We start from the raw sequence: 11,537 nt of genomic DNA on the forward strand, positions 1-11,537 counted from the left end.
GTTTTTCTTCGCCGAAAAGAAACCGGGTCCCCGGTCGAGCCCGGGATAAAACCGCCGTTCAGAGAATATCCGGGTTGAAAACGCTCCAGCGCATGGTGTGGGCAAGCTGCTCCAGAGCGCGCGTGCCGAGCAGCGAATTTCCCTGCGGGCTGAGGCCGGGGGACCACACGGCGATGCTGGCGCGGCCGGGGGCGATGGCGAGGATGCCGCCGCCGACGCCCGATTTCGCCGGCAGGCCGACCTGAAAGGCGAATTCTCCAGAGGCATCGTAATGGCCGCAGGTCAGCATCAGCGCGTTGATGCGGCGGGCGCGCTCGGGGGAGACAATGGCCTCGCCGCTGACCGGGCAGACGCCGCCGGCCATCAGGAACCGCCCGGCGCGCGCGAGCTGCCGGCACGACATGGCGATGGCGCATTGCTGGAAATAGACGCTGAGCGTCGCATCGACCGGGCCGGCGATGGTGCCGAAAGCGCGCATATAGTTGGCGAGCGCAGCGTTGCGATAGCCGGTGGCAGCCTCCGACCAGGCAACGGCAGCGTCGAGGTCGATGGTCTCGTCGCCTGAAAGGCGGCGGATAAGTGCCAGGATGGATTGGAGGCCCTCGCCGGGGCTGCGGCCTTCGGCGATAAGGTCGGTGACGGCGATGGCGCCGGCGTTGATGAACGGGTTGCGCGGCCGGCCCTGTTCGAGCTCAAGCTGGATGATCGAATTGAAGGCGCTGCCCGAAGGCTCCTTGCCGACGCGGTCCCAGACCCGGTTGCCGTGCCGGGACAGCGCCTCGACAAGGGCGAAGACCTTGCTGACCGACTGGATGGAGAAGGCCTCGCCAGCATCGCCGGCGACATGCTCGGTGCCGTCGGCGGTGATCACCGCAATGCCGAAATGGCGCGGCGAGACCTTGGCAAGCTCGGGGATGTAGTCGGCGACGCGGCCGCGATCGGTGGCGGCCTGCAGGCGCGATGCGATGTCGGAGACGAGACCGGCGAGGTCGGCCATGGACGCTTTTCCTAGTTTCTTGCGGCGAGCATCCCAAAATAGTCGACGAAATGACCGCCGCCGGTCAAAATATGAGTGGCACTTGAATTACACGGAGAGTAACAACGCAGCTCGGGGTGAGATCGCGTTCAGCGCGACGGGATAGGAGACGCATATGGCGAGCAAGCACACTTTGTCACGTGAGGAACAGCCACAGCGTTGGCCGTTGCCGCCGCGTCGCCGTCCGGACCTCGCTGATTTCAGCCGTGCATCGCTGATTGCCTATCTGCAGACGGCGCCGCTCGACGAGGTCGATATCTCCGACCCGATGTATTGGGAAACCGATACCAACAGCATCTATTTCAAGCGGCTGCGCGATGAAGCGCCGGTGCATTTCACCACGCATAACAGCGATCGTCACCGCGGCTTCTGGTCGGTGACGCGCTGGGCCGACATCATGGCGGTGGATACCAATCACAACGTCTATTCGTCCGACGCGCATCTCGGCGGCATTACCCTGTTCGACATGGACCAGGATTTCATCATGCCGATGTTCATCGCCATGGACCCGCCCAAGCATGATGTGCAGCGCAAGGCCGTCAACCCGATCGTATCCGGGCCCAACCTGGCCAGTTTCGAAGGGCTGATCCGCGAGCGCACGCGCGAAGTTCTCGATGGCCTGCCGCGCGGCGAGGCGTTCGACTGGGTCGACCGGGTGTCGATCGAGTTGACCAGCCGGATGCTGGCGACGCTGTTCGATTTCCCCCAGGAGCATCGCCGCAAGCTGACCTATTGGTCCGACGTTTCGACGTCCGATGCCGAGATTCCGGGCAACCCGCAGAAGGAGGAGCGCCAGGCGATCCTGATGGGAATGCTGCAGGAATTCACGCTCCTGTGGAACCAGCGCGTCAACGAGCCGCCCAAGGGCGACCTTGTATCGATGCTGGCGCACAACCCGGCGACGCGGGACATGCCGCCGATGGAGTTCATGGGCAATCTCGTGCTGCTGATCGTTGGCGGCAACGATACGACGCGCAATTCGACCACCGGCGGCGTTTATGAATTCAGCAAGAACCCGGGCGAATGGGCCAAGCTGCGCGCCAACCCGGCGCTGGTCGAATCGGCGGTCAGCGAGATCATCCGCTACCAGACGCCGCTGGCGCACATGCGGCGGACGGCATTGGAGGACACGATCCTGGGTGGCCAGCGCATCCGCAAGGGCGACAAGGTCGTCATGTGGTACAGCTCGGGCAACCGCGACGAGCGCGCCATCGAGAACCCCGACGCCTTCATCATCGACCGGCCGCGGGCGCGCCAGCACATGTCGTTCGGTTTCGGCATTCACCGCTGCGTCGGCAACCGGCTTGCGGAACTGCAGCTGAAGATCCTGTGGGAAGAAATTCTCGCGCGCTTCGAAAGTATCGAAGTGCTCGAGGAGCCGGAGCGGGTGCCTTCGGCGTTCGTGAAGGGCTATAAATCGATGATGGTCCGGCTTCCGGCCTGACCTGCAGCAGCTGATACCAGGACCGAAAATGGCTCACGTTACATATATCGAATTCAACGGCACGCCGCATACCGTGGACGTCGCCGACGGCGTGTCCTTGATGGAGGGGGCGCTGCAGAACGGCGTCCCCGGCATCGACGGTGATTGCGGCGGCAACGCGGCGTGCGCGACGTGCCATGTCTATGTCGCCGATGGCTGGATGGGCAAGATCGGCGAGCGCAGCGAGAGCGAGGAAGCGATGCTCGATCTCGCCGACGGGTTGCAGGAAAACAGCCGGTTGGCGTGCCAGATATTCGCCAGCGACGGTCTTGAGGGGCTGGTGGTTTCCATGCCCGAGTCGCAGCACTAGGAGGAACCTTTCGGGTCGGCAGCGTTAAACCTGCAGACCAATCAAAGGACGCCTCGATATGCGCATCGCTCTTTTCTCGCTGCTGCTGGCTTCGGTGCCGGCGATGGCGGCTCCGGTCGTGCAGGGCTCGCCGAATGTGCCGGCGTTCAAGCCTGCGTTCGCCGGCCAGGCGCGCGCCGAAGCGGTCACCACGCGGACGAAGCTGGCGGTGACCGAGATCGCCACCGGGCTGAGCAAGCCATGGGGGCTGGCGTTCCTGCCCGATGGCCGGATGCTGGTCAGCGAAAAGACCGGCGCGCTGCGGATCATCGGCACGGATGGCAGCAAGTCGGCGCCGGTAACGGGAACGCCGGCGGTCGATGCGCGCGACCAGGGCGGCATGCTCGGGGTGGCAGTGCCGGGTGACGGATTTGTCTATTGGATCTATTCGGAGCCGCGCACCGGCGGCAACGGACTGGCGGTGGCGCGCGGCAAGCTGGGCGGAACCGCAGCCGCGCCGGTGCTTTCGGCGGTCGAGGTCGTGTTCCGGGTGCAGCCGACGCTCGATTCGACCATGCACTCGGGCGGCCGGCTGGTGTTCCCCGCCGATGGCACGATGATGGTGACGATGGGCGAGCGCTCGATTCTGCCGGGCCGGGTGCAGGCGCAGGACCTCGGCAGCGATTTCGGCAAGATGGTCCGTATCAACCGCGATGGATCACTGCCCAAGGGAAATCCCTATGCCGGCAAGGCAGGGGCGCGGCCGGAGATCTGGTCGATCGGGCATCGCAACATTCTGTCGGCGGCGCTCGATGGGCAAGGCCGGGTCTGGGAGGTCGAAATGGGGCCTAAGGGCGGCGACGAGCTCAATCTGGTCAAGCCGGGCAAGGATTATGGCTGGCCGACGATCACCTACGGCGAGGAATATTCGGGCAAGCCGGTTGGCAAGGCTATTACCGCGCAGGCGGGCATGGAGCAGCCGGTCTATTATTGGGACCCGGTGATCTCGCCGTCGGGCATGGCGATCTATTCGGGCAGCCTGTTTCCCGAATGGCAGGGCAACTTCTTCATCGGCGGGCTGTCGTCCACCGCGCTGGTGCGGCTGGTGATGCGGAACGACAAGGTCGTCGGCGAGGAGCGGCTGCTGACCGATCGCGCCGAGCGTATTCGTGATGTCGTGCAGGGGCCGGACGGAGCGCTGTACCTGTTGACCGACGACGCCAACGGCAAGCTGTTGAAGCTGACCCCCGCCGGCTGATCGAGGCTCCGGCCTGTCCTACACGCGCCACTTCCGCTATTCCGCGATACCAGCGCCCGGGACAGCTCACGCAGCCCCGGGCGTGGCACTGAAAAACGGCGAAAGCGGAAAATGCGGAAAATGTTAACGAATACTAGCCTTCGATTTCGGCCTAAACCGGCCATTGGCAACGAGCCTTCTTGACGTCGGGGGCCGGTGCCGCTAATCGCGCCGCTCCACAAACACACACGCAGGGGCCTTGCCCATCCGGTGTCGGAGAAATTCGAACATCCCCTGCGGCGGCTTAACCGGATAGAGGAGAAAGACTATGGCGGCACCCGTCGTGACTATGGCGCAGCTTTTGGAAGCCGGCGCTCACTTTGGACACCAGACTCACCGGTGGAACCCGAAGATGAAGCCTTACATCTTCGGTGATCGCAACGGCGTTCACATCATTGATCTGTCGCAGAGCGTTCCGCTGTTCGCTCGCGCGCTCGATTTCGTCCGCGGCACGGTCCAGGCCGGCGGCAAGGTGCTTTTCGTCGGCACCAAGCGCCAGGCGCAGGATCCCATCGCTGAAGCGGCTCGCCGTTCGGGCCAGCATTACGTCAACCATCGCTGGCTCGGCGGCATGCTGACCAACTGGAAGACCATCAGCGGTTCGATCAAGAAGTTCAAGCAGCTCGAAGAGCAGCTGGCAGGCGACACGGTCGGCCTGACCAAGAAGGAAATCTTGAAGCTTACGCGTGAGCGCGACAAGTTCGAGCTTTCGCTCGGCGGCATTCGCGACATGGGCGGCCTGCCCGACGTGATCTTCATCATCGACGTCAACAAGGAAGAGCTGGCCGTCAAGGAAGCCAATGTCCTGGGTATCCCGGTCGTTGCCATTCTCGACACCAACACCGATCCTTCGGGCATCGCCTTCCCGGTTCCGGGCAATGACGACGCCAGCCGCGCCATCCTGCTGTACGTCAACGCGATCGCCGACACGGTAATCGAAGCGCGCCAGGGCCGTGCTGCGGATCGCGGCATCGACCTTGGTGCACAGGACGAAGCACCGGTTGAATTCGCGATTGCGGCGCCAGCTGAAGAGCCTGTCGAAGCTGCTCCGGTAACGATGGAAGCCGCTGTCGAAGCGGTTACCGCGGTCGATGTCGCTGACGCCGAGGCGCAGACCCAGGCCTGACGATCGTTGCCGGCGATTGGCCGGTGACAACAAGCGAACGGGCCGGGTGCAGATGCTGCATCCGGCCGTTTCCGCAAAGAATTATCAAATCGGTCGTTTAGCGACCGCAGACCCGAACCAAGGAGTCAGTTCATGGCCGATATCACCGCCAGCATGGTGAAGGACCTGCGCGACCGTACCGGCGCAGGCATGATGGATTGCAAGAAGGCGCTGAACGAAAACAACGGCGACATGGAAGCGTCGATCGACTGGCTGCGCACCAAGGGTCTGGCCGCTGCCGCCAAGAAGGCCGGCCGTACTGCGGCAGAAGGCCTGATCGGCGTGACGGTTGCCGGCAAGCGTGGCGCCATGGTCGAAGTCAATTCGGAAACCGATTTTGTCGCCAAGAACGAGACCTTCCAGGGTTTTGTTCGCACGGTCACCGAGATCGCGGCCGAACTCGGCACCGATGTCGCGGCCTTGCTGGCGGCAGCGTATCCCGATAGCGACGGCAGCGTGCACGACAAGCTGACCCACAACGTTGCGACCATCGGCGAGCACCAGTCGCTGCGCCGCGCCGCCATCGTCGAAGTCGACCAGGGCATCGTGACGTCGTATGTCCACAACGCCACGGCTTCGGGCCTCGGCAAGATCGGCGTGCTCGTCGGTCTCGAATCGTCGGCGCCTGCCGATGTGCTTGAGCCCCTCGGCAAGCAGATCGCCATGCACATTGCAGCAGCAAACCCGCTGGCCCTCGACGAAACGGGTCTCGACCCTTTGCTGGTCGAGCGCGAGCGTGCGATCGCACGTGAAAAGGCGTCGACCTCGGGTAAGCCCGCCGAGATCATCGAGAAGATGATCGAAGGCGGCGTGCGCAAGTACGCGCAGGAAAACACCCTGATGACGCAGGTTTTCGTCATCGACGGCAAGTCCAAGGTCGGCGACATCGTTGCTGCGGCCGCCAAGGCTGCCGGCGTCCCGATCACCGTCAAGACCTTCGTGCGTCTCCAACTCGGTGAAGGCATCGAGCGCGAGGAAAAGGATTTTGCGGCCGAAGTCGCAGCAGCAGCCGGGCTGTAATTTCGATTGGACGCGGTCCATGAGGACCGCGTCCAAGTCGCTTGGCTTGGCGGCGCGGTCTGACTAGGGTGCCGCGACAAAGCGGACCCAGGGGAGTAGTTTCAGCATCATGCCACGGTCCGGTTTCAAGCGAATCCTGCTCAAACTGTCTGGCGAAGCGCTGATGGGGCAGGGGCAGTACGGCATCGATCCGGCCGAGACCGCGCGCATTGCCGGTGAAGTGAAGCTGGCGGTCGAGGCGGGTTACGAGATCTGTCTCGTCGTCGGCGGCGGCAATATTTTCCGTGGGTTGGCGGCGGCGGCCAAGGGTTTCGACCGTGGCTCGGCCGATTACATGGGCATGCTGGCGACTGTGATGAACGCGCTGGCGGTGCAAAACGCGCTTGAGAATGTCGGCATCGAGACGCGGGTGCAGTCGGCGATCCCGATGCCTTCGGTGTGCGAGCCCTATATTCGGCGTCGTGCCGAGCGGCATATCGAAAAAGGCCGCGTGGTGATCTTCGCTGCTGGGACAGGCAATCCGTTTTTCACGACGGACACCGGCGCGGCGTTGCGGGCGGCGGAAATGAACTGTGATGCGCTGTTCAAGGGGACTTCGGTCGACGGCGTCTATGATGCCGACCCGAAGAAAGTATCGACGGCAACTCGCTACGAAACATTGAGTTTTTCACGCGTGCTGTCCGATGATCTGAAGGTCATGGACGCCAGCGCGGTTTCGATGTGCCGTGACAATAATATTCCGATCGTGGTCTTCAACATCCGCGAGGCGGGCACTTTGGCGGCGGTTTTGCGCGGCGAAGGCACCTCGACGATCGTTACAACGGAAGGATAGCGCCTGTGGCTGAATTCGAAGCAGGACCGTGGAAGGCCGATCTCGAGCGGCGTTCGGCCGGTGCGACCGACGCGCTGAAGCATGACTTGGCGGGTCTGCGGACCGGGCGGGCGAATACCAGCCTGCTCGATCCGGTAACGGTTGAAGTCTATGGCTCGGCGATGCCGCTGTCACAGGTCGCGACGGTGACGGCGCCCGAGCCGCGGATGCTGAGCGTCCAGGTCTGGGACAAATCGAATGTGACGCCGGTCGAAAAGGCCATTCGGTCGGCCGGGCTCGGGCTGAACCCGATCACCGATGGCCAGACGCTGCGGCTGCCGATCCCCGACATGACCGAGGAGCGCCGCAAGGAGATGGCTAAGTTGGCCAGCACTTATGCCGAAAAGGCCAAGATCGCCGCGCGGAACGTGCGGCGCGACGGTATGGAAACGCTGAAAGCTGCTGAAAAAAAAGGCAAGATCAGCCAGGACGAGCAGAAGAAGTTTGAAGCCGAATTGCAGAAGATCACTGACAAGGCGGTCGCCGACATCGATTCGGCGGCGAATGCCAAGGAAAAGGAAATCCTTGGAAAGTGACGCTGTCGGCGGTTTCTCCAGCGACGGGTGTTGACGGGTCCGGCCTGCGCCATCTTGCCATCATCATGGACGGCAATGGTCGCTGGGCGAAAGCCCGGCGATTGCCGCGGGTTGCGGGACATCGGGCCGGGGTCGAAGCCGTGCGGCGGGTGGTCGAGGCGGCGCCTGACCTGGGGATCGAGATCCTGACGCTGTATGCTTTTTCGAGCGAAAACTGGAAACGGCCGGCCGAAGAGGTCGCCGACTTGATGGGGTTGCTCCACCATTATATCCGGTCCGAGATCAAGGACCTGCACAAGAACGGCGTGAAGCTTGATTTCATCGGCGATTGGAAGGCGTTGAAGCCCGACCTTGTGAGGTTGCTTGAAGATGCGCGGGTGCTTACGGGTGCGAATACGAAGCTGACGTTGATCATGGCGTTGAATTACGGCGGGCAGGACGAATTGGTTCGTGCGGCGCGTGGTCTGGCGGTCGCGGCCGCGGCGGGGCGGCTCGATCCGGCAACGATCAGTATCGAGATATTGGCGCAAAGGCTTGATACGGCTGGACTTCCGCCGCCGGACCTCGTGCTGCGGACTTCGGGCGAGATGCGGCTGTCGAATTTTTTGCTGTGGCAGTCGGCCTATGCCGAGTTCGTGGCGACCGATACCTTGTGGCCCGACTTCGATCGCGCGGCGTTGGCCGAGGCGGTCGCCGAGTTCGCGACGCGTGAGCGGCGCTTTGGCGGGCGCTAACCCATTGATGTTGCGGGTTGCTACCGGCGCCGCGCTGGTGGCGGTGGCGCTGGCTGCGGTGTGGCTTGGCGGGCAGGCATTCTTGGCTTTAGTTGCGGCAGGCACGCTGGTGATGTTTGCCGAATGGGCAGTCATGCAGCGGATGACACGCGGCGTGCGATTGGCCGGGCTGATATTGCTTGCGGGGGCTATCGCGTTGATGTCGTTGGTTTCTACGGCCGAGGCGCTGATGGCGTTGGCGGCAGGGGCGGCGATTTTGGGGCTGTTTTCGGCGCGTAGCGGGACGGGGTTCAGCCGGTCGACGGGTGTTTCGACGGTCTTTGGCGTGCTGTATTGCGGCCTGCCTGCTATCGCGTTGATATGGCTTCGTGAATTGCCGTTGGGACTGCCGGCGACGGTGTTTGTCCTGGTCAGTGTCTGGGCGACCGATATCGCTGCGTTCTTTGCCGGGCGGGCAATTGGCGGGGCGAAGCTGGCGCCGTCGATTAGTCCGAACAAGACCTGGGCCGGGGCATTTGGGGGAATTGCGGGCGCGATGGCGGTGTGTGGCGGGCTGGCCATCGGCTATTTGTCGTCGATCGATGGGCACGGCGCGGTACTTTTCATCCCCGTCGCGGGTATGTTTGCGGTCTTGTCGATTCTGGGCGACCTTTTCGAGAGCTGGTTGAAGCGCCGCGCCGGGGTCAAGGATTCGGGTTCGCTGCTGCCGGGCCATGGCGGCGTCATGGATAGGCTCGACGGGTTGGTCCCGGTGGCGATTGCCGGAGCGGCATTTTTTGCGGTTTCGGGCTGGGCCGGCTGATGCGGCGGATCGCGATTCTGGGCGCCACCGGCTCGGTCGGGCAGCAGGCGCTCGACCTCGTGGCGCGCAACCCCGGGCGCTGGCAGGTCGAGGCGCTGACGGCGAACGGCAATGCCCAGGCGCTGGCCGATGCGGCGCGCGCTTGCGGGGCGAAGTTTGCCGCGGTCGGTGACCCGGCGGCCTATGGCGCGTTGAAGGAGGCGCTGGCGGGATCGGGGATCGAGGCGGCGGCCGGGCCCGAGGCGATCTGCGAGGCGGCGCGGCGGCCTTCGGATATCGTGCTGACGGCGATCGTCGGCGCGGCGGGATTGAAGCCGACATTGGCCGCAGTCGAGCGCGGGGCGACGATCGCGATTGCCAACAAGGAGACGCTGGTGTGCGCTGGGCCGGTGGTCCAGGCGGCGGCGCGGGCTTCGGGGGCGGTGCTGTTGCCGGTCGACAGCGAGCATAATGCGATCTTCCAGTGTTTCGACCACGACCAGCCGGGCAGCGTCGAGCGGATTATCCTGACCTGCAGCGGCGGGCCGTTTCGGACCTGGACGCGGACTGAGATGGGGCAGGCCTCGGTCGCCGATGCGTGCAGGCATCCGGTGTGGTCGATGGGCGCCAAGATCTCGGTCGATTCGGCGACGCTGATGAACAAGGGGCTCGAACTGATCGAGGCGCATCATCTGTTCCCGGTCGGCATCGATCGGCTCGATGTCGTGGTGCACCCGCAGTCGGTGGTGCACTCGATGGTCGAATATGTCGACGGCTCGGTGCTGGCGCAATTGGGCACGCCCGACATGCGGATTCCGATCGCCTTTGCGATGGCGTGGCCCGAGCGGATCGCGACGCCGGCGACGCGGCTCGATCTGTGTGCGATCGGCAGGCTGGAATTCGAAGCGCCCGATTTCGAGCGATTTCCGTGCTTGAAACTGGCCTGGGATGCGATGCGCGCCGAGGGGTCGGCGCCGTGCATCCTGAATGCGGCAAACGAGGTCGCGGTGGCGGCGTTCATCGCCGGGAAAGTCGGCTTCCTCGATATCGACACAATCGTGGCCGAAACACTGGCGACGGTGGCTTCGGGGCCGGTCGGTTGCCTGGACGAAGTCCTCGAGATCGACCTGGCGGCGCGCGCCGCGGCTGGTGTTCAAGTGGAGTTGCGCACGCGATGACCGAATTGCTGCCCCAGCCCGGCCTCGGCTTTACGCTGCTCACGTACATATTGATGGTGGCGGTGCTCGTCGTCGTCCACGAGGGCGGGCATTACCTCGCGGGGCGGATGTTCGGCATCAAGATCGATGCGTTTGCTGTCGGATTCGGCCGCGAGTTGTTCGGCTGGAACGACAAGCGCGGCACCCGCTGGAAGGTCAATCTCGTTCCGCTCGGGGGTTACGTAAAATTCACCGGTGACATGAACGAGGCCAGCCAGCCGTCGCCCGAAGTGCTGGCGCTGCCCGCGGCCGAGCGTGCCGACCTGTTTGTTTCGAAGCCGTTGTGGCAGCGCGCCATCGTCGTTGCAGCAGGGCCGGCGATCAATTTCGCCTTTGCCATTCTCATCCTGGCGGGTTTCTACATGGCGCTCGGCCATCCACTGACGCCACCGGTGGTATCCATGGTGCAGCCGGGCAGCGCCGCCGCCAAGGCCGGCATCGTCGCCGGCGATCGTATCGTGAGCATCGATGGCGAGGCGATCGGCCGCTTCGAGGATATCGTCAACACGGTGATGATCAGCACCGGCGAGCCGATGCGCGTCGTGATCGCGCGGGGCGGCAGCGATAAGATCCTCACCATCGTGCCGGCCATGGTGAAGAGCAACGATGGCTTCGGCAACATCAGCCGGCATGGCCAACTGGGCATCGCGCGCGGCGACAAGGTCATCGAACGCGTCAACCCGTTCGAAGCGGTGGGTTATGGGATCAGCGATACGATCTCGATCACCGGTAGCATCGCGTCGACATTGAAGCAGGTCGTCACCGGGCAACGCAGCCTCGATGAACTGGGCGGGCCGTTGAAGACCGGGCAAGTCACCGGGCAGCAGGCGTCGCTCGGCGTGTTGGCATTTATCGCTTTCATGGCGTTTTTCTCGATCAACCTTGGTTTCATCAACCTGTTGCCGATCCCGATGCTGGACGGCGGCCATCTTGTGCTTTACGCGGTCGAAGCCATCAGACGGCAGCCGATCGGCGCTCGTGTGCAGGAACTGGCCTTCATGTCGGGATTTGCTGCGCTGATGACGCTGATGGCCGTGTTGACATGGAATGACCTGGGGTCGGTCGGGGTTTGGGACCGGCTTTCGGGATGGTTGAGTTGACGGATATA

At 63.7% G+C, this 11,537-nt stretch carries 12 protein-coding genes; 11 read left to right on the forward strand and 1 reads right to left on the reverse strand.

All coding sequences use genetic code 11. From position 1 onward, the window contains the following. Positions 1-58: 58 nt before the first annotated feature. Positions 59-997 (reverse strand): glutaminase, encoded by a 939-nt coding sequence (locus IEW98_RS01925; protein WP_188761217.1) that lies wholly within the window; start codon positions 995-997, stop codon positions 59-61. Positions 998-1,151: 154 nt separating this feature from the next. Here IEW98_RS01925 and IEW98_RS01930 point away from each other — a divergent pair, with 154 nt between their 5' ends. The 11 genes from IEW98_RS01930 (at position 1,152) to rseP (ending at position 11,529) form a co-directional block, all read left to right on the forward strand. Continuing rightward, entirely contained in the window at positions 1,152-2,480 is a 1,329-nt protein-coding gene (locus IEW98_RS01930) for a cytochrome P450 (RefSeq protein WP_188761218.1), read from the forward strand. Between the two features lie 28 nt (positions 2,481-2,508). Continuing rightward, the gene (locus tag IEW98_RS01935; RefSeq protein WP_188761219.1) at positions 2,509-2,829 is read left to right on the forward strand and encodes a 2Fe-2S iron-sulfur cluster-binding protein; all 321 of its coding nucleotides are present in this window, start codon (positions 2,509-2,511) and stop codon (positions 2,827-2,829) included. A 58-nt stretch (positions 2,830-2,887) separates the two neighbouring features. Further along, positions 2,888-4,066 carry a PQQ-dependent sugar dehydrogenase gene (locus IEW98_RS01940; RefSeq protein WP_188761220.1) on the forward strand — a complete coding sequence of 393 codons (1,179 nt, stop codon included), beginning with the start codon at positions 2,888-2,890 and terminating at the stop codon, positions 4,064-4,066. 307 nt (positions 4,067-4,373) lie between these two features. Further along, complete coding sequence (rpsB, locus tag IEW98_RS01945; protein WP_188761221.1) at positions 4,374-5,231, forward strand: 30S ribosomal protein S2; 858 nt, start codon at positions 4,374-4,376, stop codon at positions 5,229-5,231. A 132-nt stretch (positions 5,232-5,363) separates the two neighbouring features. Continuing rightward, entirely contained in the window at positions 5,364-6,290 is a 927-nt protein-coding gene (tsf, locus tag IEW98_RS01950) for a translation elongation factor Ts (protein ID WP_188761222.1), read from the forward strand. Between the two features lie 109 nt (positions 6,291-6,399). Next, positions 6,400-7,122 carry a UMP kinase gene (gene pyrH, locus IEW98_RS01955; RefSeq protein WP_188761223.1) on the forward strand — a complete coding sequence of 241 codons (723 nt, stop codon included), beginning with the start codon at positions 6,400-6,402 and terminating at the stop codon, positions 7,120-7,122. Between the two features lie 5 nt (positions 7,123-7,127). Beyond that, positions 7,128-7,697: a ribosome recycling factor gene (frr, locus tag IEW98_RS01960; protein WP_188761224.1), complete on the forward strand. Its 570-nt coding sequence runs from the start codon at positions 7,128-7,130 to the stop codon at positions 7,695-7,697. 2 nt (positions 7,698-7,699) lie between these two features. Continuing rightward, positions 7,700-8,431 (forward strand): isoprenyl transferase, encoded by a 732-nt coding sequence (locus IEW98_RS01965; protein ID WP_188761446.1) that lies wholly within the window; start codon positions 7,700-7,702, stop codon positions 8,429-8,431. Between the two features lie 7 nt (positions 8,432-8,438). Next, complete coding sequence (locus IEW98_RS01970; protein ID WP_188761225.1) at positions 8,439-9,233, forward strand: phosphatidate cytidylyltransferase; 795 nt, start codon at positions 8,439-8,441, stop codon at positions 9,231-9,233. Next, complete coding sequence (locus IEW98_RS01975; protein WP_188761226.1) at positions 9,233-10,390, forward strand: 1-deoxy-D-xylulose-5-phosphate reductoisomerase; 1,158 nt, start codon at positions 9,233-9,235, stop codon at positions 10,388-10,390. The genes IEW98_RS01970 and IEW98_RS01975 overlap by 1 nt, the downstream gene beginning before the upstream one ends. Before the next feature lie 5 nt (positions 10,391-10,395). Beyond that, a complete protein-coding gene (gene rseP / locus IEW98_RS01980; RefSeq protein ID WP_371870733.1) occupies positions 10,396-11,529 on the forward strand; it encodes an RIP metalloprotease RseP in 1,134 nt (377 codons plus the stop codon). Positions 11,530-11,537: the final 8 nt, after the last annotated feature.

Origin of the sequence: Sandarakinorhabdus glacialis (genome assembly GCF_014643455.1) — a bacterium.
In the GTDB taxonomy this organism is placed as follows: domain Bacteria; phylum Pseudomonadota; class Alphaproteobacteria; order Sphingomonadales; family Sphingomonadaceae; genus Sandarakinorhabdus; species Sandarakinorhabdus glacialis.